This is a genomic window from Candidatus Pedobacter colombiensis (assembly GCA_029202485.1).
GTDB classification, from domain to species: domain Bacteria; phylum Bacteroidota; class Bacteroidia; order Sphingobacteriales; family Sphingobacteriaceae; genus Pedobacter; species Pedobacter colombiensis.
Window position 1 is genome coordinate 3,287,555 of sequence record CP119313.1, and the last position, 26,168, is coordinate 3,313,722.

Below are 26,168 nucleotides of genomic sequence, written 5' to 3' on the forward strand. Positions count from 1 at the left end.
ATTAGTGCTGTTTTAATTGAGTGAATAGCCGTCTTGAACGGAATTTAATATGATCTGGAATACTGCGTTTAGCAAGAAATTTCATTAACCCATGTTCCCCGAATCGATGACTTAACCGGAAGACACTGTAAAACAATGCGGTTCCGACAACCACGATAATAGGCATGAGCAGAAACAAGCTAATTCCAAGAACATAACCGATAGCAAAACCTAGTAAGAGTAATACTAACCCAATCGCCAAATAAGCGATGTATTGCGCTTTCAGTCCCTTAAACATAATGGGCTTACTTACGCCTTTGTTAATTTGATAAACGCTTGCCATAATCAGACCCCGAAAAAGGATTTTAGAACTGTAGCAACGATCACCAGAAATATACAAGAGCCAAACCAAGCTGAAGCAACTTTGGAAGTGTCTGGCTCTCCGGCATTCCACTTATTGAAAACTTTTACAGCGCCTATGATGCCCATTACCGCACCAATGGCATACATCAGGGTGCAACCAGTATCAAAATAACCGGCAACCTCATCTGCCGCTTTTCGAATCCCCGCATTTCCGTTCCCAGATTGAGCATAAGCAGTAATAATGGTTAAGATATTGGATGTAAAAAGAGCAAAAAGAACCAGTAAGCATTTGGCAAAATTTTGTTTTTTTGAATTAATGAATTGATTTTGCATGGAGTCAATTTTTAAATGATAAAATGAAAATGATTAGGGAAGGATCAAAACCAGAGATTATCCAATTCCTCACGTGTTATGTGAAATGAAGCATTGGCAATAATAAATTCATTGATTTGAGGGATATGCTGACTGGTTATGATACCCGAATAGCTTTCTTTCACAGCTTCAATGAGTTTAAAAAAATCTTGTTTAGTGCCGTCTTCGTTGACCAGAATATTAAAAATGGTTTTGATCTCTTCAATCACATCCGATACCAAACCAAGTAACTGCACCTTATTATCTTCATTTGCAAATTGAATGTCCTCCATCTCTACAATAGAAACCCCATCAGGTAACTTTGATTTACCCATCAAATTTTCTTCGGGCGCTGGTTGTAATTCATCAACTTTTTTATCCCATCGATGTGGAAGGGGGGCATCATTTTCATCTTTCAATTTTTTGCCATTTAAAAAGGCTTTTAGTTCCTTCCGGTAAAAAAGTAACATTACCGAGAAGTACCAGATCAGTGTGAGGATTAAGGTTGCAACAAGGAATTGCTGCCAGGTGAATTGTTGTAACATATTAATTTGCTTTAACCCGATGCCCCATTGCAGCGGGTAAAGCAAAGTTTGGTTAGCCACGAATTTTTCATTGACAACCTAATGGGTAGTGGCTACAAATAAACTGAATGAGAATTTTACACCTTACCCATTTTGAACAGGGTTTTTAATATCATTTGGATTAAAAGCATCTTCATCATCAATTTTTTTATTGATTGATTTTGCCATATCTTCGATGTATTTAGTGCGACTTAGCCGTTTGCGCTGTTTGATCTCTAAAAACCGTCTATACGGTCTACCCATATTTATATTGAATACTTTTTCAAATTTCCGGACAAGCTCAGCAATTCCAATTTTACCATGATTAACTTGCGAGGTACAATAAACACCATAAGCAACTTCCAAAAGGTTTATACTTTCGCCTGTCCAATTTGTCTCAATGTCATTTTCTGTAAAGGGATGAAAGTCTAAACCAGTAATGGAATTTTCAAGATAGCGGGCAATTTGTTGAGTAGCCATGATACGAGCAAACATATAATCACCCGCAGTAGAGAATCTTTCATCTTGATCAACACGTATTTTACATAACCATCTTGGCGGATCTAAAACCCCTCGTAGAAATAGCTTGTTGTCCAAATAATCCGCTTCCGAACGATAATAGGAGTAAATTTGCCTGTTTGCCTCAAAAAACCTTTTAATAGTCTTCAATTCATTCTCGTAATAACCTTTTAAATGAGAAAGCCCACCTTCAGGTTTATCAAGTTCAATCCGTTCGATATTGCTGTAAAAAATTAAAAGGCTACTGAACTTTGGTTTTGTTAACTTAAAAAAACCAATTTCTTCTTCTTTTGAAGCAAAAGAATAATCAAGTACTCTTTCCTTAAGTTGTGTTAAATAACTCGAAGTAGTTTCGACCTTTGCTTTACGCTGACCTGTCATGCTCTGATTTGACGAGTTATCAATTTCATCAATTGCCATTCGCTCTTCTGTGAAGAGCTGTTCCGCTAAATCTTTAATCATAATAATTTGATTTTCGTTTTACATATCAACCAAATTGTAATTAATTGATTACACCGTATAGTGACATATATGACATTACCAAAGTGTCATATAAGACCGTAAACCGAGCCAAAAGTACCTAGAAGATAGAATTTACCTTACAGTTTTAACAAGGCATTTTTTAGATTTCAAAAAAATTTACCTTATTCATATTTAAAAACTACCCTGAAAATAAAGGAATAGTTAAGGATGGCAAGAAACCACAATTTTGTTTGCCCACCAAAGTTAGTATCTATATAATTAATCATACTCATTAGCCAAGCACGTATCTTCCTTACAATTCTTACAGGAACTTCTTTATTAGTCCCAAATACATTTCTCATATATTGAGTAGACGGATTCTTAGTACGATCCGTTCTTATGTGTCTAGCGACAAAGCTATAAAGATTCGATTTAAATTTTGTTTTTATAAACCGCACCTCTAACATGACCCTTATTAAAAAAAATAATTCCTCGATTGTTGTCGTAACTTCAAAGTAATAATTGGAATTTCGGCCATTAGCCCCGTTTACAGGATAAGGCATTAAGACGCTCTTCATTTTAGCTACAATCCCCAATTCACGAGTAATAAAGCTGGAAACTGACTCCAAAATTTCCGGAGCATCTAATATATACCCCATTTTCCTTTCCGGGCGTATATTTTCAATCGTTTTTAATAAAACCAGCAGTTCCATTTCTTGTTCCTCATATGGCATGTCGGAACTGATCAGCTTAGCAGAAAATTCTAGCATATATTCGTAAAAAGGAAGTGGATTGAAATTATACCCAATGAGTATTTTAATCAATTTGAGCGTATCGTCTTCGGAAGCGGATAATTCAGTAAAATAAATCAGATCATCTGAAAGACTTTCCAAATAAAAATACTGTCTCCAATTTTTCATTTTGAAATCTCCGGGTGTATGAAGACAACTTAAATATTCATTAAGGATATGTATTAACTCTGGATCGACTTTTCTAAGTTCAAGGTTATGAATAATACGATTTTGGAACGCACTTGCTTTTTTATTTTTGTAAACAATCCAAAGTGGAAGTAAGCCATTAATATCAAAATATTCTGAAAACCTTGTACTAAAAGATTCCAAAATGTGTGCTACTTCGGTAGCAATTTCAGCAATAAAGTCCTTAATTTCTAAACGGCATCTTTCAGTGCACGGGCTGCACTTAGCATTAAGGTTATAAAGATGATCCAAAAAGTCAACAAGGTTATTTTGGGCAATTTTAATAAAAACCGCAAGTTTACTGTGTGCATCTTGTTCAGTAATTCGTTTATCAATATCAACCAAAAATTCATCCCATACCAATCTTAAGGCTATTTCTCCTTCTGGATATTTCCTATCCCGGCAACAACTTTTTGTTAGCTCTGTCGATAACAATAAAAAAGCGTTCAAATGACTAAATTCTCCTATCAAAGCAGTTTCTTTAAGGTAAAACAATGCAATACCTAAGCTTATTAACTTCAGAATGAAGTTTATATTGAGCCGAGAGCCTGAGAATTGCGTTTAATTAATAGTAAATATCACCAAAATATGAGATAATTTCCAATTTATTTTTGTCACCCAAAATCACCCGTTAATGCGACATAGAGGACGATTTCACTTAAGAGTTACTTTATTTAGTTAAAACAATGTCATGCAGATAGTTCAGTTTTAAATTGTTAATTGCGAATTGTAATATTTTTTTAACTTAATTGAATAAATTAAATTCTTTACAGTTTTCCGGTAAGTGACGAGGAAAATCGTAAAAACCAAAAAGGCGAATCTCCTAGTGTCCCAATGACTGGGATAAGTTTCCCTTTGGTTATTAAATCTATGTACGCTATGAAAAACAACGCTTATAAATTACTGATAGAAGAACTGGAAAAGTACAATCCTAACATGACAACTGGTTTCAAACTTAAACTGCCAGACCATCTATTTGAAATTGGGTATAAAAAGGGATGTAGAGTTTTAAATTATAAGCAGATACAGGAAGTCGGTTTATTTATTTATAAGGGTTCAGCTATGGAACTATCGGTTAATCCAATCACGCTTGAGGAAACGGCCTCAAACTTTTGGTTTGAAAAGGATTTTCCATATACAACTCCTGGGCTATTTAGTAAGGAACCATCCCCAAGTTACATTAAGTTATTAGAAGACACTTTATTTGTTGGTATTCCGTTTTCAGAATTTCTATCCATGAAAAATGAGTTTCCCGAAGTCGAATTATTGTCAGAAAGTATCAGAAGTCACTATGAGAGAAAAAGGCATGAACTTGAAGAATACTATAGACATTCAGCCAAACATAGGGTTAAACATCTCGAATTGGCTCATCCGAATATTTATAATCTGGCAGAAATTCAACATATAGCCCAATTCCACCGCATTAGTGTGAAAACTCTAAGCCGTTTAAGAGGTAAATAACCTGATAAACTATCACTAATTCAACTATGTGTCCTGTTTGGACTGGACTTTTGTCCGATTTTTTCACCTCAAATGTCCGATGTAATTCTTAGAAAACAGACGAACTTTAATTTCAGTAATCGTATTAGTTGATAACCCTAAAAGAAAGGAGTGCTGTGACAAAGAGTATTAAAGTTAAAAGCAGGTTACGAACCAGCTTAATCAGAATGATGGCCTAGATCATCTCCCCTAACCTTATATATTATTAAACAAAACCCAAAGTTTTATGAAAACACAAAAAAAAGCGTGGCTAAGTGCTCTCGCATCAATCGTCTTAATGGCGGTTATTGGATTATTTGCCTTTACAAGTGAAAAAGGCAATCACAAAATTAATCAGAAAGGAACTACTGTTTATTTTGAATATTCAGGTACAACCTACACCGAAATTGCTTATAGAAACCCTGCCAATTGGACTTATACGACTTCACCGAGCGATTGTCCGGGAGAAGGTCACATTTGCGTTCTTCAAATTGATGATTCCAACTTAACAGGCTCGGGCACAATGGTTGACAAACTCGATCAGTATTTTCAATCCTTGTCAACAAATGACGTAAAAGCTTTTGTTGAAACTCCGGCAAATATTGCTTATGAGAAATTATAAGTGATATTAGAAAGATAAGGGAAACCTTTCTAAGTGATTTCCCTTATCCTAAATATTATCGTGGATTAGGCTTCATGCCTGAAATTAAAATTATATCTTCTGGTATAGGCATAGCGTACCCTAGATCATTCGGGGGCAAAGAGTAGTCCTGACCATTTATGGATCGCTTTAATGTAATGTTAGCCCCTAGTTTGTTTAATCTCTTTATATCCATCCATCGAAGCCCCCGGAAAACAAGTTCTTTCCTTCTCTCGTTTAGCACAAGGATTAATGCTTCTTCAGCAGTTGAAGTAGTAAATGGCACATAAGTTTGTCCCACTTTCCATCTCTTAGATATTAATGTATTCAAATCAGTTAACGCTGATTCCTTATCGTTTAACCGAGCGAAACATTCAGCACGCATTAAATAAACTTCATCGGTAGCAACACCATTGAAAAGGTTGAATGTACCAGAATATGATCCTTTAAAATAGTCGATTGCCCCGCTGCTCCTATGGTACATTTTTTTTCTAAGATCATTATCTGAATAAGAGTCATAAAGTTCTTTATCAATGTTTCCATAATACAAAATAGTTGGCTGTCCCATATAGCTGTCATATATCACTTCAGGATTAAATCTCATAAAAGGGTATTCAGCCAAAACATTAATTCCTTCACCTCCGTTATAATCCATAAGTTTATTTTTAAGTTGCAAACATAGATTCGCATATTTCAAACAACTATCCGGCTTTCCCATAGCTAGATAAGTCCTCGCCAACAACCCAAAAGCGGCAGGTTTGGATGGTCTTATAACGTGGATTGGAGTAACTGGAAGTAAGGACGTGGCTTGTTTAAGGTCTTCCAATACCTGAAAATAGGTTTGTTTTACACTTGCTCTTTGAGAGGGTACATTAAAATTCGGGTCTAATCTTAATGGTAAACCTAAATCGTTGTCATTTGTCATCTCGTTATAAACAGGTGTCCATATAAAAGCACCTTGTAAAAAGCACTTTGCCCTAATAAATAATGCCTGACCTTTTACGTTATCCCATTCGACTTGGTTACCCAAATTCCGGTTAACACCTTTAATGTTATCCAAAACAATATTCGCTTTGTAAATCTGAGAATACAGGACAACCCAAGCATTATTACCTCCTGCTACAAATTGATTTTCCTTTGACCAGACATACATATTTCTTTGTAATTCGTCAACAGAAATCCAATTAGCTGTTCTGACACTATAGTTATCAGCAGCCACAATGCTTGCATTAGGCTCCTTTTGGTTCATTAAAGCTTGATCGTCTAATAAAGATTGCAGATCCTTTATTGTAGATGGTACAACAAGTTGTTGATTTGGTTTTTCATCAAGAAATTTTTTGCAGCCTACTGTACTGATTAACATAAATATGATAAGTATCATATTTATGTTTTTGTTTAATATTTTACACATGATTTATATTTTTTGGTTAGTAAATTAATTTGATCCCAAAAGCGTATGATTGTGGATCAGGAATTTTTGAATAATCTGGATCAATGCCGTCTTTGTTCGCTTTCCATATTATTCCGAGGTTACTAGCAACACCATATAACTGTATCCTACTGAATGGTAAATTTTTGATCTGTTTTTTATTCAGTTCATAGCTAAGGTTTACATATTGTAGCCTAATATGATCCCCTTTACTAACTAACACCTCGGAACTCCTGTAAAACTCATCTCTTGCGGCAACAGCCGGAAATATAAACGATGGGACGTCAGTAACCTTTTCATCACCCTGTTTTTGCCACCTTTTTGCATAATCTGCATGGCCTTTAAGTTGAGCAGTTAGACTCGTGTAGTCTATAGATTCCCTCCTGAAATAATAATCGAATTTGTAAGTTACCCTAAATGTTAGTGCCAGATTCTTCCAATTGAAGGTATTCCCTAATGAACCATAAATTCTCGGAATTTGGGAGCCTATATATTTAATATCTGAAAACTGTGTTTGATTTCTAATATCATTATAGTTCTTGCTAATTGCTCCATCTAAGTACCCCTGCGGATCACCTGTTAATGGGTCAAGACCTGCCCATTTATAGGCGAAAAGTCCGTAAGTTGAATAGTCCTGAATAAGCGTTATACCACTACTTATGGCACCACTGCCTAACACTGGTGGTTCATTAAGCTTGGTAACTTTGTCGTAATAGGTATTAAAAATTATGTCACTATTCCATTTAAGTTGCCCAATAGTATTAACAGTTCTAATTTGAATATCAATACCGTTTCCTTTGGCTTTGCCTACATTTTTTGTAATGCTTCCTAAGCCAATACCAGTTGTTCTATCGATAGGTACTGAGCCATAAAGATCATTCATTCGTTTATGGTAATATTCCAAACTTCCTGAAACCCGATTGTTTAAAATGCTAAAATCAATTCCCAAATTCAACATACTTACCTGCTCCCATTTTAAATCAGGATTAGGATAGTTAACAATTTGGCTCCACTGGGTCAGTGTATAAGGATTTGTTGCGGCGTAGGCAAAAGTGGTTACTGCAACCTTATTGGGATCAATATTTCCCTGTTTACCATAGCTTCCTCTAATTTTCAAATTGTTGAAGAAAGTTGTTCTAAAGAAACCTTCCCTAGTCACATTCCAACTAGCGCCTGTAGACCAAAGCGGCTTCCATTTGTCATTCGTATTTACACCAAAAAGGTTTGAAGCATCCCTTCGAGCGCTTGCTGAAAGGGTATATTTTTCATCAAAGGTGTATGCTCCATTCGTATAAAATGAAGCAAACCTGTTATTAGTCTTTCCGAATCCTTTTCCATTAGGAATAAAGTTATTTCCACCTTGAATGAAATATGGGTAAGTGTTCGCATAATCGACATTGGCGAACCCCAATGTTTCAGGATCATAACCATAAGAACGATTTTTTGTATTTTCCACTTTAGTTTCACTGATTTCAGAGCCAGCCAATAAACTAATTTCATGCTTTGACCATTCTTTGTTGTAATTGATTTGACCCCGTAGATTCTGAGCATATAAATTGCTATTAGCAATGTCGAGAATACTTCCTTTTGGAATTTTATATGTGACAGCTCCGGTACTTTGGTTGATTTGGCTAAAGCTGTTGATTAGATCACGATTGTAATAACTTAATGGATCAAATTCCGTCTTTCCGTTTGTATTTTGCTTCTGGTATCTGTATTTTAGATCAATATTCAACCCGGTAATTATTTTATAATTCAGCCCAATGGTGGCATTAATATCCTGTATTGATCCATTAGTGAAACTGTGCTCGTAATCATCTAAAGGGTAATAACGCCAATCCAAAAGCTTACCTGCACCCAAATTATCGATGTAACCCTCACGATATTGAATGTACAGGGGTAATGGATTGCCCTTTTCATCACTTAAATGACTATACATTGGTAAAGCTCCATTATTGGGCTTAATGTTACCATAAGCAGGTCTACCAGATTTATTGTTACTATTCGTAAAAAAAACATCGGTACTAATAGAAAGTTTATCAAAGACCTTGTAAACGTTAGAAGACCTTAAAGTTAATCTATTATATTTTTCATTAAGATTACCGCTGTTCCTGTCCAATCCGACAGAAAACATCCATGCTAGATTTTCAGAGCCACCATTTAGGCCAACTGCATATTGCTGATTAATAGCTTTTTGATAAAGGAAGTGGTTAAAATCATTCCTTACATCCCAATTTCTTAGGTTATTTAACTGGGAAGAAGCTTGATCTGAACTAAGGACACCTTTTTGCTGTTTAAACAAGATTTCATATACAGGTGAAAAAGGGGGATGATTTGAACGTGAAGTATCAGCAAACCGATATTTTTGGCTAAATAAAAATTGTTCATAATCAATTAAGTCATTAGAAGAAATATTCCTTTCATAGAATAGGTTGGGCTTGTCAACGATACTACTGTTTGCATTCATGGAAATGTTAACACGCTGGTTAAACTTACCTTTTTTAGTGGTGATTACGATTACACCGTTTGCGGCTTTTGCTCCCCATATCGATCCAGCGGCGGCATCTTTTAAAAAGGTTACATTTTCTATATCATTAGGATTAATGTTATCCAAAGAACCTTGATATTCAAAATTATCTAAGATAATCAAGGGCTTTTGCACTGAAATGGTAAAGGTACTTAACCCCCTTATCAGCATTTGCCCTTTATCAAAAGCTCCAATCCTATCAGCGATGGGACTTACCCCATTTGTGATATATCGCAACCTTTCAATTGCATTGGTCCCAATTTGTTGATTGTAGGTCTTTTCATCAATCTGAACAAACGACCCTGTTGCCCGTTCTTTAGCAATAGATTGGAAACCTGTATTTAGGGTGATGGCGACTTCTTGTAGTAACCTTTCCGATGTCTGTAAGCTCATTACAAAGGGTTGAGGAGTTTTCCCATCCACATAAACTTTAATATCTGGATAGTTTAGATGTGAGACAATCAGGCTATCACTGAAGGCAGCCAGATCAATCGAAAAATCACCATTTAGATTTGAAATCGTTTTTGTTTTGGACTTCAAGCTAAATATTGTAGCGTTAGCAATTGGCTTCCTGTTATCATAGGAAATAACCCTCCCGAAGAAAAGACGTTTGCTATTTTGTGCATTAACCTGCGTAAACATACACAAGGAAATAGCCAAGAGATATATTTTGTTGTTCATAATATTTTAGTTTGATTTTCAATTATTATTTTCTGTAACCAAATACTTCTTTTGATTTTGCTTGTTTACAGAAACTTTTTTAATAGATAACCCTAATAGACTGATCCATTTAATTAAGTCTTGCTGAATAAGCATCTGCGTTACCTTAGGGGTGGTTTGAATAGGAAGACGAATTGAGTAACAGAAGGTATTATCAATTGCCCATTCAGAATAATTCTCGGCTTTGTCCATTATAAACCTGCTTTTATCCTTGACCTGCAAATCAAACTGTTCTACAGGGGCACCTATCTTATTATCCAGTGCCATTGAAATAAAAGACAATAATCTCATATTGTAATAGGTCGTTGTTGTAGCTTGGTTTACACTATCTGTTACTTTTCCGTTCTTTGGGGAAATGCCATTTAAATGAGTTGTGAAAACGGAATAGAGAAAATGTTCCGGCTTAGCTCTTTCAGGTACGTTGATTGAAATTATTGGCAATAAAGAGTTATAGTCCAAAACATCTTGCTTACTCGGCCAATCCGCACTTAATCCATTTAGTAAACGGCTGATATTTGTAGGAGTGACATATTCAGATGTGGTGATAGCGCAAATTCGCCAATCTTTATCTATCCAAACAAGGTGCGGTTGTAATTGATGTGGAAAGTATTTAAGAAGTGTTTTGTTTTCAAGGCCATGAATTGATAAGGTTTGAATTTTAAACCTTTCAAGGGTACTCCTCAATTCTGATTCGCTATTGAAGTCTGAAATTGGTAAAATTATGGCATCGTCTTCAAACATGACATTGAGGCTATCAAGCTTTGGCAATGCCTTTATACAAGGGGCGCAACTTCTTCCCCAAAAGTCCAAAATGATAAGTTTGTTTTTAAAATCATTCAGTCTGGTATTCCGTTCACCATTCCTCTGATTAATTACCTCTAAAGGCAGCCTTCTTAGTATTTCGGGTATCGTATCACCAATTTTTAAGGGTTGGATCATTTGTATTTTATCCTGCGCATTGACCTTAAAATTTAGGCATAGCAATGCCAGTACGATGTAAATCGTTGTTTTTTTCATGATAATGAGTTTAGTTGTTAAGAAATTTTAAAGGATGATCGCCTGAATAAATAAGATTAAACAGGGGGTCTTTTTAGATTCTTGAATATGATTTGTAAAAACCTATATTTTTTCCTGAATAGGAAGTGAGTGCCCAAAAGGAACAAATACAAAAGAAGAATAAAAGCTGAATCGAATAAGTTCACTTTTATTAATCCTCTAAGGGTTGAATGGCCTATATATGTTGGTTGAGATTGCATTTCCGTTCATAATCAAATTGATAATCAATAGTTATTAAACGGTTTTGGGAGCTTCAAAAATGAGCATGAGCTCCAAACCCGCTATCCGTCCCTGCCTAGGTGAAATAACGAGTGGAGCGCCATACCCATTTTAGGCATGGTTTCCACTTACCACGCATTCACATTCTCGGCAGGGACGGTGCATGGTTAAAAGTGTTAACCTAATATTTATATCATTCAATCTTTAAGGTGGTTGGTTCTTAGTTATAAAAAAATAATTTGGTTTGGCATAATGGTGTTGTATGTCTAAGATTGTTCTATATGTTAGTAGCCTTTTCATTCCACTAAAGATTGAGCTAAATGTTTTTTAAGGCTTTCAATACCATGAAAAAGCGATTTACGTACATCATCAGGACTCATAGCACACTCCTTACCAATTTCCTCAATAGAACTACCGAAGAAAAAGATTCTAATGAAAACCGGAAAATCATTGTGATCAATAATCCGGCATAAATCAGCATCCCGATACATTAAATCGGAAGAGTGAGTTGAATGGTTAAACTCGTCTTTAATACTTTGGCGGACAATATTTAGCATCCAAGTAAAGAACTTCTCTTTTTCAGGATCGAATTGATCCGCATCAACCCATATTTTAAGGATAGCTTTTTGAAAAACAGCAATCCTCACCTCATGATCTTCAAATACGGCCGAAATAATACCATATAAACATCCCTGAAATTGATCATGCAAACTCTTCAAAGCCAGTTTGTCTTTCAAAATCAAACCCGCAATCATTTCGTCCTGCGTATAATATGTTTTAATTTGTTCCATGATAGTTTGAGTATTTTACATCAATTGTGCCCCGTTTTAAATATTCGCCAAGTGCGAATAAGTGTTCCTCACTTCTGTCACTTTCAAAAAGAACCTCAAATAGTTTCGGAATAATAACACCTAATAATTTCGGAAATAGTCCAGTATTGTCATCCAATTCATGGCGGTTATCCCATATTTTTTGAATTGTAAATGAAATTACTGCAATGATCTCAGGGGATTCATCTACATATTTTGCTCTATTATTTCGTAAAGCTTTAAATTGCCGTTTCGCAAGTTCCTGAAAGGCAAGGTGATCATCTGCCCTAAGCAGACAAATTAATATTGATTCAGAAAGGTTACTATATTCAGTCATTTTCAAGTTAGTTAGGATTTAGAAAAGCGTATTTGAAAAAGACAAAGCAAGGCGACACTAACCCCACCTATAAGGCAAGGTCGCCCGCTTTGAAAAACTGAATATTATATGGGATTTTTGGGTTTTAGGGAGAATAACTTATCAAATGGACTTATGCCAAGAAAAACACAAAAAAAAACAGACTTACTATTCACCTTAAAGTAGTGAATAGTCAGATAAGGAAATTCTATTTTTTTTTGTACCTCCATAGCTCGTATTGATTACGAGCCTCATATATGAAATAAGGAGGGGCACTCCGAATTGCATTATTCCACCGGGTCTGACGCCTTCGAACTTTGCATAAACGATAGCGCCCACATCCTTAACGATGCTAATATAGCACAATTAAGTAATGCAGGCATAATCTATCGTTCTCACGTTCGATTTTTATTGTCAGACGAGTGGAAGTGAGACTCTTTAAATTACACCATTAGAACATCAACTGTTCAACTACTAATTTTTAATTCAAACTTTATAAAATTCGCATTTTCAAACTTTTAATATTAACAAATATAAGTTTTTTCAATTAAAATCAAACTATAAATCAAATATAAATTGAAGTTATATAGCCTTATTTTAGTAAGGATGAAATCGAGGTCTATAGATATAAAGGATTTGAAAGGCAGAGGGAAGAGCTTGTATATAGCAGTTTCTCAAAGTGGGTTGAGCAATAAGGATGCAGCGGAGCGAGCATCTTACAAAGAGAATACTTTTTATGCACATATTAAACAGGAATATCTTGATTTCAAAATAATGGCTAAGTATGCAAGAGCAATTAATTATGATTTTTCAGTACTTTATCCCGAGATCCTTAATTTTCAGCCAGAAAACTCAATTGAATTAGCGCAAAAAGAAAGTAAAGCATACCTTGAATTACAGAGAAAGTACACTGCTCTACTGGAAAAAAGTCAGTTAACCAGTGAACGTAACGCTGAAAAATATGCTGAACTTGAAAATAAATATAACTTACTGTTAGCGAAATACAACGCAATAAAGAAATAAAAGCCTCTTAAAGTTTTTAATTATATTTGTTTATTAAACTCTCATTATGGAGCAGATTGAAAACAAGCACATTGGTCGGAACATTCAGGCAATAAGAAAACTAAGAGGAATAAAGCAAATTGATTTCGCCAACGAAATGGGTGTAAACCAACAAAATATATCAAGAATGGAGAACAACAAAAGAGTTTCCGAGGAGAAACTAGAACAAGCATCAAAGATTTTAGAAGCCTCCGTTAGTCAAATCAAAGATTATGACCAAAAAAGCATAACGATCAATAATAATGTGTTTTCAAATGACCAGATAAACAACCCAATAACAGAAGTTATTGAATATTTCAAAGGAGCTTTAGATGAAAGAGATCAGGAAATTGAACGCTTAAAAGAACAATTATCTAGAAAAAACACAAGAACTTCCAAAACTCCAGCTCCGATCAAAGCACAACTTAAAAAGGCATAGTTTTCAATTCTTCAATATTGATGAGGCCACATTTCTAAAATAATGTGGCCTCATTGCATTTAAACGCACTGTAGTTTTTTACTACAGCCAAAAATTTTTTGATAATACATTTAATTTATATGTTTGGAATTGAAGGCGTTAATGTGCGGGGGATATAATCAGCTATGATTACCCCCGCCATTTTGCTTTGGAAAAAAACTAACTTTTATTCACCCATTAACTAGGGATTCAAACTACAAGGAAAATCTAGTTCTGAAAATTGAAAAACAGGGAGAGTTATATGTTTTGTAAATCAAAAATCAAACAGGCTTTTATTTTTCTGTATCGAAGATATAAAGACGAACAGGTTTAGGCCACTAGATTCTTTAGTAATCAATTCGACAGATTTATAGTTAAATAAAAGAAACGATTACAAAAATCGGCAAACCTCCTCCAAATAAATACCTCTTTAACGAACCTAATACAATTCAAAAACTATAAATGGATTTGTTTTCCACCTATTCAGATCAATATCTATTTTATGGTTTCCCAATGAAAGAATGTAGCAGCGAAGAAATTCTTAAACTCATATTCTGGTGCTTTTTGATATTAGGTCTTTTTATGTTCCTAATGTGGAAATGTGATGATATAGACAATTAATAAACTACATACAACCTATGGCAACCCTCAATCTGATAATTGACATCAACTTGTTATTCAAAAATAATTTTTCCAAATCCTTATACTTAACCGTTACGCTAAAGTGCTAAGGAACATTTCACTCTTGGATTCAGAAGCTGAATTGATTAGAGATTTAAAAATTAGAGAAATAAAAGCATATGAATACATCTACAATAAATATTCTGGTGCCATAAATGATTTATTAATACAAATAGCAGGATTTGAACATAACGAATTACTATTGATTAAAACTTTTGAAACAATTTACACTTCAATTGAGCATTACGATGAGAATGAATACCGCTTATTCACATGGATGGTTAATATAGCCAGACATTTAGCATTAAATCAAGGTAATATTTCGAGTTTCAAAATAAATACAGATTTAAATCGAGAGGCATCATGGGCCAAACTTGATACCGCTGCATTCATTTTAGCATACAGAGGTTATACTAACATTAAAATTGCCCAAACACTACGCATTCCGGTTGAGGAAGTAGGTGCAAAAATTAGAGAGGCAGGGTTAATCATGCGAAAAAGCCAAGAATTACAAACTGGCGATTTTGAGGTATCGTCCTATTCCACAGAAAAAAACAGGTATTAAAACGTTATTGGAAAAGTACTTAAATGTTATCAAAACCTTCTAAATCCCACAAGTCAGATCGGGTAATAAATAGATATATGATTTTCTACATCATCATCCTATATATAGTGTTCATTAGAAAAATTGACCCTATCCTTTCCCTACTTTACTTAGGAGCAGAAATTAAAAATATCTATTACGGATCAGGAAAGTCTTGAACGTGATAACCTACTATAAACCTAAAGTTTTGGGACAATAAACAATACTAGAAAAAGATGGATAAATATAGCTTACGCACTGATAGAGAATTAGTAAAATTATTAAATAATGGAGATTATGATGCCTTTTCCGAAATTCGTAGGCGCTATAAGTCTTCGTTATTTACAATAACCCACAAAAGAACTTCGGATTTAGCAGCATCCACAGTTATAGTCGAAAATATTCTTGAAGAGACCTGGAACGCTAGAAATGGAATCAGTTCAATTGGAGAGCTAGAAATGCTGTTAGCAGACACAATTAAAGCTTCAGTTGTTAAATTCTTTTTAATAAAAAATGGATTAGATGAGCATTTAGATACAATAAAAGCATTTTTAATCGGTTTGGGGGCATTCTTAGATGAGAATGCAAAGAAAAATGGAAAGTTATGTACTGCTGAAATTGGATCAATCCACAAAGAAGTCGTTCAAATAAGGACTAGCTTAAGGTTAAGTTAGGTCATTTATTAGCCTTTTAGTAATTAACAAGGCACAGTGATACAAAGGAAACAAATTTCGTTGTTCCCTTTGTATTTTCCATTGAGGGGAGTGAACGGACTAGGTAAGATTGTTTCCAAGAGCTATTTTTTGTTTTTCAGCTTCAAAATATGCCTCATCAATCAAGCCCGATATGGCCCATTTTTATCCGTCTCATTCCTTCAATGGCTTTTACGTCCATACCACATAACGGCTTTTTTTGTCCAGGATTATAATTTATTTACTCACTACATCGAAATTCCTTTTTCAGCTTCTTCTTCCTCTACTTGTTCATCCTCAGTTAATGGCTGTGGCTGTATATCATCATTTTGCTGTCTAGCTGCAATTTTTCCAAGTTCAGATTCGAATAACCTCTCAATATCTGTCTTAATAGCTATATAATTTTCAATTATGTCCCCATACGTTACATTTTCAACAACAGGTATAGGTTTATAGTTCCTTTCTTCTTCTGCAATGGCTTTATGGTCATTTTGAATTTCACAATGGAACATTTTGAGCTTTATTTTTTCATCTGGATTATCTGCTACAATCCCAACAAATTCACCAGATGAAAGGGTGGCAATTTTTGAGGCAGGTATCGCAAAATCCATTTGGGTTGATTTTGAGATAGAAATATCAGCACTATTAATGCTTCTGCTTTGTTTATCTTGCATGATCTTTCCGAAGTTTTCACTTAGCTTTTTAGCAGTACTGCCCGTTACCTGTCCACTTATAATATTTCCCACTACACCAACTATAACATCCGCCTCTTCACCTCCATAGTCTTTGGTTAACTGCTCATAATTTTGAACAGCCAGCGTACAGCACACTAAATTCGATCTGCAAGTGGCAAGCAACCCATCAATGCCCGATGCTCCTCCTATGTATATACTAGGAAATTCATCGAAAATTAAACTACTTTTCATTTGCCCTTTACGGTTCACCAACTTAATCATCTTACTCACATACAATGAGAGTACTGCGCCGTAAATCTGCTGTTTTTGCGGATTGTTCCCCATACAAACAATCTTCGGTTCTAACGGATTATTGATGTCCAAAGTAAAATCATTCCCACTCAACACATAATACAATTGTGGAGAAGCTAACCTTGCTAAACCAATCTTAGCACTTGCGATTTGCCCCTCTAATTGCGCCATTGCTTTATTTTGATAAGCAGAGATAAATGGATTAATCAAAGCTATTATTTCATTTTCTTCTTGTAGAACGGCAAATAATTTATCATAATCTGCCTGAATTAGTTCGATGCAATGTGGTAATGTGCAATATTTGCCATTTTGATACTTTCGCAAATACCAAATAACGGCTGTTAAAAAATTGATTGGAGATTCAACGAAAAAATCTCCTGTTTTTTTTAACCATTCTTTGTTAAGACCTAACATAATAGTACGGCTTGCTTCAGTGGCATCTGTAATGTCATCCATACTTTTAGGATCAAGGGGGTTACATTGATGAAGTGGTTTGTCGAAATCAATCACCCAAAATTTAGGTTTCACTTTATAATTACCATGATACTGTAATAGTTTATTGTAAGCGATCTTGGTTAAATCATCAAACTTATAGTCATAAATAAACATTGAAAAACCTTTTTTTATGTGTTGTTCAATTATGTGACGTATCACAAAATATGTTTTTCCTGACCCCGGACTACCGGAAACAAGGCAGCCTCGAAAAGGATTAATTAAGTTTATAAATGACCTTCTCGTTTCACCCTTTAGATTGTATGCGGCAGGGAGATTTATAGAGTACTCATTTTCAAGTAACCTTTCTTCTTGTGGGAAGGATTCATTGTCTGTATTAAATACATCTTTGTTGAATGTGTCCTTGATTAATCTTGACAATAGACCACCACCAGCTAAGGTTAACATATAGCCGACAGAAGTAAGTCCAATATATAAAATGGCAATTGAAACTAAATGTAGAGGCAATAGTAAACAAAGGACACTTACAAAGTATAAGATCAGTCCACTAATTATATAGGTAACAATATTCTTCTTTTGTATATTTTCATCCTTTTTTCCTTTAACGCCTAAAAGGGATATAGCTAGAAAAAGTAAAGCCACCAACTTGGGGGTTACTAAGTTATCAAACAAGCCTGTTTTGGCGATATTTGAAATCAAGCGATCAGTAATTTCGGCCGTGCATCCCCATTGTTTAAATGCGGCATAACAACAGATATAGAAATGAATGCTTAAGATAAAAATGCTAATGAGCCTTGTAAATTCTATGATTTTTCTCAAACTCTGGGTATCTTCTCCTGTGTTCATAAGTTTCGTTTTATAAGGTTAGTCCTCGTTTTTTCTTCTTCTTCTTGCGTTTAATTGTTGGAGCATAGTCACCTTGGGACTTATCAAGCAAATCTTTGAGGTAATTTGTTGGCGCCGTTTTGTGCAAATAATTTTTCTCAAGCTTACTTGAAGGTGCTTTCAGATATGTTTTCTGATGGATTACAGGCTGTAGGAACGATCTTAATCTATCTTCCGAGCTAATCCTTTCTATTATTGAATTAGCACTATATAGCTTCCCTAAATCGCTTCCGTTGAAAACTGCCTTATTTTGATGATCGATGAAAGTTGTTCCATAAATACGACCGTGGTCATTTTGACGTAAGACTAGATTTATTCCGTCTTTTTTAAGTTCAGCCAACAGTGTCTCCTTGGTAATACGCTCATACTTTGTAAAAACCTTATTGATCCGTCCAATGAGATTCAACTTGTATGGTTTGCGCTTTTCAATGTTTCTCTCGAATTTAATTTCCAGATTGCGTAAAGTAGGTTTACTATAAAATGCGCTTGATTTAATCGGAACACCTATTTTTTCGCCATTACTTCCAATTAAAGAATAAATAAGCCCTTTATTTTGGAACATATCAGATTCTTCCTTCCCACGATCAGCGATGAGATTAAACTGCATAAGCACAGCATTAAACTCTGCAAGAGATGTGAATTTATAATCATTCACTACGCCAGCCAAAACGTTACTAATTTGGCGTTTAGTTGAAGTTCTACCGTATTTTGCTTTTTCAATATCGGCTGCCTTTATGCCTGGCTCTTGTTTATACTGCTTACGCTCTGCAATCACTAGATAAAAATCTTTTTCGATTGACTTTCTGGCTGGCTCAGATATGTCTCTGCCTATGTTATGGGTTTTTATCGCTTCTCCATCCCTTTGAATACTAACTGTTGCAATGTGCAAGTGTTGGTGTCCTGCGTCATTATGTCTGTAAACCAAAAAAGGTTGATCCCCAAATCCAATACGCTCCATATAAGCTATTGCAATTTCCTGCATCTTGGCATTACTAATTTTTTCAGAGGTATCAAAGTTTAAGGATATGTGTAAAGCATTCGTTTCTACACTAGGCTTTAACTCCGTTAGGTGCTGAAACCGTTGTATCTTATTTTGAAACGTCATATTTTCAATGTCGCCCGCAAAACCACTAGCTAATATTAGCTTTGCTTCCCCCTCGGCAACTTTGTTTTCGTTATAATGGAGTATGCCCCTTATGCTTGTACCTATTTTTATTCTTGCAACCATTTCTCTGCAAGTTTTGAGATTATCATCATGAGCTGATCTATTTTGGGTTCGATAGATTTATAAGTTTCAGCAGTTTTTATAGAATGAAAAGACCTTTCCGTTTCTGAAGTACTCGCATGATAGCGATGTGTTTGTTGATTGATGTTCACACCTATGCTTTTGATTTCTTTGCGGATCAATGCCATTTCTTCCATTGGGGCGTTCATGGAAATATCTTTATGAAGCAATTTTATTGGCCTATTAGCAAGAATTTTCCGAACAACATTTGCAATGGTTCTGCTGTCACTCAACTTGGAAATTTTTTCAAGTTTCTCGTATTGGCTTGCCGTTATTCTTACAACAATCGTATGGCTCAAAATGCTCTCATTGTCCTTCGCTTTGCTTATTGACATACATTGCACCTATTATTGACTTTAGCATCACGAGTTCCGAGTGATGCCCGTCCGTTAGGATGGCAAAGAGCTTTTCGCATGCGAAAATACATCTTTGCTAAGTCCACGCGGACTTCAAAGCACCTACCCCGATAGTAACTCTGTACTTCAGTTTGAGATAAATAATTTGATTGATTTAAAATGATCTGGCTTTTTCAGGTGAGAAATTTCTTGTAAATGTCTTCCAGAATTGCCTTGTCTTGAAAGTATAGTGCTTCCCTTAGAAGTCGCTTAATCCTTGTTCGTGGCTCTGCTCTTGATCGCTTAAACTTTGGCCTAAATGTCCCCAAAAAATCTGCGGTTTTTCTAGTTGCTCTTTTCATGCTGAAGTTCCTTCTAATAATTTAACAATCTCATCGTGCTTGTAATAAAGAAGGCCTCCAATTTTTGAAAATTGCAAGGTTCCTTTTCGTCTAAGGGTCGCTAATGTACCAGCAGAAATATTTAAGAGAGATCGAACCTCATAGCTCTTGAGCCATTCTTTTTGCTCTTGCTTTTTATTCAGTTTGTAGCCGGGTCTTTTTAATTCTGCGAAAAGTTCAATTTTAAACTTTTCCAGATCATCTTTTGTGATTAAATCGAATGCTGCCATATCAATACGTTTATGTTATGGTGCAAAATTTGAAATAGAAACCCTACTTTTATGGTGACCTGTTGGGTAGTGGCTAAGAATAATTTACATATCATAAAAAAATGCCAAATTATAAAACTCTAGAAATCAAAAACATATCTGAGTACATAGCTCTTATTGACAGAATTAAAATATCTAGTGAGGAGGTAAACAATAAGGCAGACCTAATATTTAGAGGACAGGGGGCAGATCGCCCACTTCTTCCAAAGCTTTCTAGATTGACGTTAAATGGGCCTATAAAAAAGATTGAAGAATTAATACTAAAAGAATTTGAAAGAGGAATACTTCCACTATCTGAATTTCAACCCACTAATGATTGGGATATGCTTGCATTAGCTCAACATCATGGATTACCTACAAGACTACTTGATTGGACATATAGTGCGCTAGTAGCATTATGGTTTGCTGTACGAAAAGCTCCTCGTAAAAATGAAAAAACAGGTTTAGATAATGGTGTTGTATGGATATTAAATGCAACAACAGCGGATTTTAGAACTGACACCGATCTTATTAGTCCTTTTAGTAATAATCTTACGAAGATTTTCCGTTCAAGAGTTGTTTCAAGGCGAATATCAGCACAGTCTGGAATTTTCACTGTACATAAAATCAATGAAGAAGGGAAAATGATAAGTTTAGAAAGAAATAAGGATTTTAGCCCCAAACTTACAAAAGCCATAATTAACCCTAAAGAATTTGCTTCTATTAGAAAACAGCTCCATACCCTAGGAGTCAATAATGCTTCCGTCTTTCCTGATATAGATGGTTACTGCGCTCATTTAGAATGGCGATATTCCAAGATGTCTGACGAAATTGAAGAAAAATCATTTTTAAATGTAACTTATAATCATTAAAGCACTTTTAATAGGTGTACTGAAATCTTATTTCTTAGTTCCGTCATATCATTTAACACCTTTTTCCTTTTAACTTTCGAATATATCTGTGTTGTACGGATACTTGCATGACCAAGCATGTGCGAAACACTTTCCATTGGAACCCCATTCTCAAGCGTCACTGTGGTAGCAAAAGTATGCCTTGCCCAATGAAATGTAATTACTTTATTAATATTTGCTGCCTTTGCAATAATTTTAAGATGGCGATTTACCAGTTGATTAGAAACGAAGGGAAAAATTGTTCCACTTTCTTTTACAAACTGGTGGTTTTTATATCTTTTAATAATCTCCAGAGCTTCGGGTAATAATAACACATGAAATTTACGCTCAGTAAAGTTTCTATTTTTCTGTCTGATCATTTCAATCCAATTTTCCCCTGCACTATCTTTAACCAGATGCTTTTCAGCCAAACTCACCAAATCACAGTAAGCCAATCCAGTTAAACAAGAAAAGACAAAAAGATCACGAGTGATTATCTCACTACTCTTTAAGCCATCAACGTCTCTGATGCGATTTAATTCTTCTATTTCGAGGCAATCACGATCTTTATGTATTATTTTCCGTTCAAAATGAAGGAATGGCTGGTTCATTGTCCAACCGTTTTTCAAAGCAACTCCAAATACTTTCTTAAAGCGTTCCATGTGCTTCATAAGTGTATTGTTTCCACACGGTTTCTGCCCCTTATCTGGCACACGATTAAGCATATATATACCAAAATCTGTAATAAACTTATTATCGATGCTGTCCAGATATATATCTTTCATTTTTCGTTTCTTTACCAAGAACTCCTGTAAATAACGTTCAGTAGAAAAATAATTTTTTAGTGTACCCGGTTCTAACAAACTGGCAAGCTCGACATTATGATAGTTCATCAAAAAATTTAAAGAACAGAGATCTTTATCTCTCCCCTCTACTCTTGCTTTTATCAATTCAGCATTCACGGCTTTATTTTCATGCCTAAGATCATTGTAAGCGTTGTTGAGATTGTTAATTAGAAGACGCATCTTTTCTCTCACCATTAATTCCTCCGCTCCATTACCTGAAAGAGTTTGTTTGCCCTGATTCCAAGTTAAGATATCCACCCTTTGTTTAGTTGAAATATCTGTAAATGCACCATCCACGGTAATTCTTGCGAATAGTGGGGCCTTTCCATTTTTAGCTTTGTCCTTTCTTAAGAAAAAAGAAAGACTGAATGTGTGGGTACTTTTCATGCTTTAAACTGTTTTAAGCCCGTTTATGCCCTTTTATGCCCCCTCACATTTTTTCTTAAAATCGGAGGCAAAATTTAGTAGCAAAAAAAGGCGGTAAAATAAAAAACTCAAACAGTGACTTTTACTTTTTATCGAAAGACAATTATAGCTGAAAAAAAGAGGGTGTAGAATAGGGCATAAAAACCTTGATATTCTTTGCTTTTCTTTGATATGACTAAAATGAAAAAACCCTCTAAACTGTTACATTTAGAGGGTTTTTGTTAGAATTTGACTTCTATAATGTCGGGGTGGCAGGATTCGAACCTACGACCTCCTGCTCCCAAAGCAGGCGCGATACCGGGCTACGCTACACCCCGAACTGGTATCTGTTTTTACTGGTCAATATTAAACTACTCTTCCAAGTAGTTTTGTCGTCCTCACAGTACAAAGTTCGAACCATTTAGTACAAGATCTTAACAAATTAGCGGCCTTAACCGCTGTTTGAGGTTGCAAATGTACGAATGATTTTGTAAACTCCAAATTTGTTTTCAAAATAGTTTAAGATTAAATTCTGAAAATGATTTTCCATATTCATTATTGTGTCAGTCTGTTTAAAAGAACCTTTTTGACTTTTACAAATGCACTGTTTCGAATAGTAAATACAAAACTAATTGTTGGGTGATCTGAATAATTCTGTATGTTCGTTTTATAATAGCTATGATATGGAAGAAAAGGAATGTCCCCAGATCAGCTCTCAGGAATTATCTAATTTAATTTCTCAGACACTTCTCGCTTCAATTGCTGCCAATAATAAAATAGCTAAATTCCAAACAGATACCATACTTGAAACTTGTTTCTAGATAATAATTTGAGTCAATATAGAGATACAGAAGGTATTTCAGGAGAGAATCAAATCAAGACCTCTTTGGGATACACAGGAAATGGAAATGCTGTTAGGACAGAATTTCAAGGTTTTCCAACCTTAATTAGTAATGATACTGGTTCACAATAATATCTCTTAGATTCCAGTTCTGCGCTCAACTTTTTAAATAATTTTAACGGAATAAAAATGGCCCCCGGAAAGCGAGTTTGGACCCTACAATATTGGGAATATATGATGTCTGAAAACTATGAAAAGGCATTTGGTTTAAAGGAACAAAATCTTCCTTCTTCTTTTTTTAAGTATCGGGGTCTTAGCGAGCTTAGCTTGGACAATCTCACGCAAAACTATATCTGGTGTGCTGAGATTAATACACTTAATGATCCTTTTGAGTGTTCACTTCAATTTGACAATGACGAATGTTTGCGCCATTATTTTTCAGATGAAAAGTTTCATGAATTTTTTAAGCAAAAATTTAAGCTGGAACTTACAAAAAGTGAAATAAAAGAACTTACCCAAAGTAAAACACCTTACAAGACTTATATAGAAACCTGCTGTAAAAAAAAGATTGTTTTGTCATTGACACCAGAGCAGCAACTGAAGAAAATACAAGAGCGTTGGGAACAAATACGGGAAGAATCAAACCAGTATATCAAGATTTGTAGTTTCAGCGAAATCAATGATTCTTTGTTGCTTTGGAGTCATTATGCCGATCAACACAAAGGGATTTGCGTTGAATACGATTTAGTCAATGAAGATAAAATACGACCTTTCCTTCAGCCCATCGTCTATAGCGAAAAAATATTTAAGATTGGCTTACTAGAAGAACTTGATATAATTCGTAAAATTGGCTCTACACTCATAAAATCAAAGGATTGGGAATATGAAGCAGAATGGAGATATACCTACTTTAGACAAGGTCCGGAGTTTCTGAATAAAATCCCTATTGGAAACCCGATAGCAGTTTACCTAGGTACTAGATTTGATCTAAACAGCACCGAGCTTAAGGACCAATTATTTCATTATCTAGAAAATCGAAAAATTCCGTTTTTCCATATGAAAAGGCATCCATTAGAATACAGACTGATAAAGTGAAAATGGCTTTCTGCTATACCTTATAAATTTTCATGAAAGTAATCACACCACTTGTTGCGCATCGTTTGTAAGGTCCCAGATGACACATTAAGAAACTTTTTCACTTCGCATGATTTTAGCCATTTTTTACTAGAATTAGGTAAGTTCCTTTTTATTAGTTTGCCAATTTCCACAATTATTTCATCCCTAAACTCTTTTAAGTGTGCAATTGTCACAAGTTTCTTTGCATCATCTTCCATTTATCCCCTCTCTTTTTTATAAACTTGATTTAATATACAATAACCTGATCAGGCTTGGTTTCACAAAAGATGGCTTATATTCAATATAGCCCATACTACAAAGGTCATTAATGACTTTACAATAAGTCATCCTACTGAAAATTTTTGCAACTGGCATAATATCGCTAGCAAAAACACGGATTTCATTGTCACCTTCCGCAAGGCATTTGCAATACAATGCCATATAAACAGCTATATGGGTTGCCCCTATCCTTGGATCACTTTGTATTGCTACAAAAAATGACCGGACAGGCAGCAACATATCTTCCATATAACCGTTCCCTGCTTTCATCTGATCCCCTTAGCCTTTGCTGGTTTAACTACTTTCATTGTTGCTTGCCTGGTTTCCTTAAATCCGGCACTGGCAATTCTATCAGTCCCATTTTTCAAAATACCTTTCTCATAAATATCCAATCTTCGCCTGTGCGGATTTGCCTCTATTTCAACTTGCTGACCTTTTTCATTGGTAACACTAATCCGCTCACCCTCACTTAGTTTATCCATTAAGGTAGCTTTCGCAGAGAAATTCAGCGCTTCCACAATAGCCAAATCTGAAATGGATTTTGAAAGGTCAAAACCATAATCAGGTGGAAAAACTTTCGTCTTAAAATTTCCGGCTGCATCCTTATCATTAAAATCCAGCTGAATCCACTGGCCCTTACCTTGACCATGATCTATACAAATAGCTCTCCCTGCAAGCAGGTTATAGCACTGGCGTGCAGAGATATCCACTGACTGATCTTTACTAAAAGTACATCTCCTGTTTAGCGCATCTGGACCAAGGGACTGGTATTGGGCGGTATATCCCTGCATTTGGTACTCTCCTGCATTGTCCCTCACAAACTTCAATTCGAAGTCCATCTTCTCTTTTTCGCTTACGAAATAAGAAACAGGGAGGGTGCACTCCCTGTTTCCCTGCCGGACCATCCTTTCCACCTGGCCTTCCCCAATGGAGAACCCCGAAGCCTGTACCTGGGCATGGACTTGTTTGTAGTTGTTCAGGATTTGCTTTTCATAGGCAAAATTATTGCTGTTTGATAGTACTGCCTTTGCAAGCCGGTACAAAGCCCTAACTACAGGGCTGGGATAAACGGCTCTTTCTATTTCCCTCCTGCGCTGCCTCAGCAGGCTTGATCCGGTCGACCCAAGCTCCACAGCACCATATTTATATTCGAGTTGTTCAAACATGGCCAGCTTTTCTTTTAAATAGGCACTGGTTTTAAGTATGGCGGGACCAAAGAGTTTTTCAAACTTTTGCTCACGAGCCTGCCATGCCTCCAATTCCTGCTCAAAATGTTCCAGTGGTTCTTTCATGATAT

At 35.3% G+C, this 26,168-nt stretch carries 25 protein-coding genes and 1 tRNA gene; 8 read left to right on the forward strand and 18 right to left on the reverse strand.

Features of this window, described 5'->3' with window-relative positions:
* Position 1: 1 nt before the first annotated feature.
* The 5 genes from P0Y49_13765 to P0Y49_13785 form a co-directional block, all read right to left on the reverse strand.
* Positions 2-322 (reverse strand): DUF4133 domain-containing protein, encoded by a 321-nt coding sequence (locus tag P0Y49_13765; protein WEK17866.1) that lies wholly within the window; start codon positions 320-322, stop codon positions 2-4.
* A gap of 2 nt (positions 323-324) precedes the next feature.
* Complete coding sequence (locus P0Y49_13770; protein ID WEK17867.1) at positions 325-675, reverse strand: DUF4134 domain-containing protein; 351 nt, start codon at positions 673-675, stop codon at positions 325-327.
* Between the two features lie 44 nt (positions 676-719).
* Positions 720-1,238 carry a hypothetical protein gene (locus tag P0Y49_13775; protein ID WEK17868.1) on the reverse strand — a complete coding sequence of 173 codons (519 nt, stop codon included), beginning with the start codon at positions 1,236-1,238 and terminating at the stop codon, positions 720-722.
* Positions 1,239-1,361: 123 nt separating this feature from the next.
* Positions 1,362-2,237 carry an RteC domain-containing protein gene (locus tag P0Y49_13780; protein WEK17869.1) on the reverse strand — a complete coding sequence of 292 codons (876 nt, stop codon included), beginning with the start codon at positions 2,235-2,237 and terminating at the stop codon, positions 1,362-1,364.
* A 182-nt stretch (positions 2,238-2,419) separates the two neighbouring features.
* On the reverse strand, positions 2,420-3,685 hold the full coding sequence (locus P0Y49_13785; GenBank protein ID WEK17870.1) for a hypothetical protein: 1,266 nt from the start codon (positions 3,683-3,685) through the stop codon (positions 2,420-2,422).
* A gap of 408 nt (positions 3,686-4,093) precedes the next feature.
* Here P0Y49_13785 and P0Y49_13790 point away from each other — a divergent pair, with 408 nt between their 5' ends.
* Positions 4,094-4,675: a hypothetical protein gene (locus P0Y49_13790; protein ID WEK17871.1), complete on the forward strand. Its 582-nt coding sequence runs from the start codon at positions 4,094-4,096 to the stop codon at positions 4,673-4,675.
* 265 nt (positions 4,676-4,940) lie between these two features.
* Positions 4,941-5,315, forward strand: a complete 375-nt coding sequence (locus tag P0Y49_13795) for a hypothetical protein (GenBank protein WEK17872.1) — start codon at positions 4,941-4,943, stop codon at positions 5,313-5,315.
* 55 nt (positions 5,316-5,370) lie between these two features.
* Here P0Y49_13795 and P0Y49_13800 read toward each other — a convergent pair whose 3' ends face one another.
* The 5 genes from P0Y49_13800 to P0Y49_13820 all read right to left on the reverse strand — a co-directional run bounded on the left by P0Y49_13800 (position 5,371) and on the right by P0Y49_13820 (position 12,430).
* Positions 5,371-6,714 carry a RagB/SusD family nutrient uptake outer membrane protein gene (locus P0Y49_13800; GenBank protein ID WEK17873.1) on the reverse strand — a complete coding sequence of 448 codons (1,344 nt, stop codon included), beginning with the start codon at positions 6,712-6,714 and terminating at the stop codon, positions 5,371-5,373.
* A 46-nt stretch (positions 6,715-6,760) separates the two neighbouring features.
* Positions 6,761-9,970, reverse strand: coding sequence for a SusC/RagA family TonB-linked outer membrane protein (locus P0Y49_13805; GenBank protein ID WEK17874.1), 3,210 nt, complete (start codon positions 9,968-9,970; stop codon positions 6,761-6,763).
* Between the two features lie 18 nt (positions 9,971-9,988).
* Positions 9,989-11,026, reverse strand: a complete 1,038-nt coding sequence (locus P0Y49_13810; protein WEK17875.1) for a redoxin domain-containing protein — start codon at positions 11,024-11,026, stop codon at positions 9,989-9,991.
* Positions 11,027-11,580: 554 nt separating this feature from the next.
* Entirely contained in the window at positions 11,581-12,075 is a 495-nt protein-coding gene (locus tag P0Y49_13815; GenBank protein WEK17876.1) for a sigma-70 family RNA polymerase sigma factor, read from the reverse strand.
* Complete coding sequence (locus tag P0Y49_13820; GenBank protein ID WEK17877.1) at positions 12,062-12,430, reverse strand: hypothetical protein; 369 nt, start codon at positions 12,428-12,430, stop codon at positions 12,062-12,064. The genes P0Y49_13815 and P0Y49_13820 overlap by 14 nt, the downstream gene beginning before the upstream one ends.
* A gap of 594 nt (positions 12,431-13,024) precedes the next feature.
* Between P0Y49_13820 and P0Y49_13825 the strand changes: the two genes are divergently transcribed.
* The 4 genes from P0Y49_13825 (at position 13,025) to P0Y49_13840 (ending at position 15,884) form a co-directional block, all read left to right on the forward strand.
* Positions 13,025-13,471 (forward strand): hypothetical protein, encoded by a 447-nt coding sequence (locus tag P0Y49_13825; GenBank protein ID WEK17878.1) that lies wholly within the window; start codon positions 13,025-13,027, stop codon positions 13,469-13,471.
* A 46-nt stretch (positions 13,472-13,517) separates the two neighbouring features.
* Complete coding sequence (locus P0Y49_13830) at positions 13,518-13,928, forward strand: helix-turn-helix transcriptional regulator (GenBank protein ID WEK17879.1); 411 nt, start codon at positions 13,518-13,520, stop codon at positions 13,926-13,928.
* 763 nt (positions 13,929-14,691) lie between these two features.
* On the forward strand, positions 14,692-15,192 hold the full coding sequence (locus tag P0Y49_13835) for a hypothetical protein (GenBank protein ID WEK17880.1): 501 nt from the start codon (positions 14,692-14,694) through the stop codon (positions 15,190-15,192).
* A 254-nt stretch (positions 15,193-15,446) separates the two neighbouring features.
* A complete protein-coding gene (locus tag P0Y49_13840; protein WEK17881.1) occupies positions 15,447-15,884 on the forward strand; it encodes a hypothetical protein in 438 nt (145 codons plus the stop codon).
* Positions 15,885-16,150: 266 nt separating this feature from the next.
* Here the strand turns inward: P0Y49_13840 and mobC are convergent, their stop codons facing one another.
* The 4 genes from mobC to P0Y49_13860 form a co-directional block, all read right to left on the reverse strand.
* On the reverse strand, positions 16,151-18,187 hold the full coding sequence (gene mobC, locus P0Y49_13845) for a conjugal transfer protein MobC (protein WEK17882.1): 2,037 nt from the start codon (positions 18,185-18,187) through the stop codon (positions 16,151-16,153).
* A 10-nt stretch (positions 18,188-18,197) separates the two neighbouring features.
* The gene (locus P0Y49_13850) at positions 18,198-19,454 is read right to left on the reverse strand and encodes a relaxase/mobilization nuclease domain-containing protein (GenBank protein ID WEK17883.1); all 1,257 of its coding nucleotides are present in this window, start codon (positions 19,452-19,454) and stop codon (positions 18,198-18,200) included.
* Positions 19,439-19,846, reverse strand: a complete 408-nt coding sequence (locus P0Y49_13855) for a mobilization protein (GenBank protein WEK17884.1) — start codon at positions 19,844-19,846, stop codon at positions 19,439-19,441. The genes P0Y49_13850 and P0Y49_13855 overlap by 16 nt, the downstream gene beginning before the upstream one ends.
* Before the next feature lie 358 nt (positions 19,847-20,204).
* Positions 20,205-20,477, reverse strand: coding sequence for a helix-turn-helix domain-containing protein (locus tag P0Y49_13860; GenBank protein WEK17885.1), 273 nt, complete (start codon positions 20,475-20,477; stop codon positions 20,205-20,207).
* A 101-nt stretch (positions 20,478-20,578) separates the two neighbouring features.
* On the opposite strand from P0Y49_13860, the gene P0Y49_13865 reads away from it, so the two are divergent.
* Positions 20,579-21,367 carry an FRG domain-containing protein gene (locus tag P0Y49_13865; GenBank protein ID WEK17886.1) on the forward strand — a complete coding sequence of 263 codons (789 nt, stop codon included), beginning with the start codon at positions 20,579-20,581 and terminating at the stop codon, positions 21,365-21,367.
* Here P0Y49_13865 and P0Y49_13870 read toward each other — a convergent pair.
* Both P0Y49_13870 and P0Y49_13875 read right to left on the reverse strand, forming a co-directional pair.
* The gene (locus P0Y49_13870) at positions 21,364-22,617 is read right to left on the reverse strand and encodes a site-specific integrase (protein WEK17887.1); all 1,254 of its coding nucleotides are present in this window, start codon (positions 22,615-22,617) and stop codon (positions 21,364-21,366) included. The genes P0Y49_13865 and P0Y49_13870 overlap by 4 nt on opposite strands.
* A 282-nt stretch (positions 22,618-22,899) precedes the next feature.
* Positions 22,900-22,973 (reverse strand) — tRNA-Pro (locus P0Y49_13875).
* Between the two features lie 737 nt (positions 22,974-23,710).
* Here P0Y49_13875 and P0Y49_13880 point away from each other — a divergent pair.
* Complete coding sequence (locus P0Y49_13880) at positions 23,711-24,571, forward strand: DUF2971 domain-containing protein (protein ID WEK17888.1); 861 nt, start codon at positions 23,711-23,713, stop codon at positions 24,569-24,571.
* Between the two features lie 255 nt (positions 24,572-24,826).
* Here the strand turns inward: P0Y49_13880 and P0Y49_13885 are convergent, their stop codons facing one another.
* The gene (locus P0Y49_13885; GenBank protein WEK17889.1) at positions 24,827-25,141 is read right to left on the reverse strand and encodes a hypothetical protein; all 315 of its coding nucleotides are present in this window, start codon (positions 25,139-25,141) and stop codon (positions 24,827-24,829) included.
* The gene (locus tag P0Y49_13890; GenBank protein WEK17890.1) at positions 25,138-26,163 is read right to left on the reverse strand and encodes a hypothetical protein; all 1,026 of its coding nucleotides are present in this window, start codon (positions 26,161-26,163) and stop codon (positions 25,138-25,140) included. The genes P0Y49_13885 and P0Y49_13890 overlap by 4 nt, the downstream gene beginning before the upstream one ends.
* Positions 26,164-26,168 lie beyond the last annotated feature (5 nt).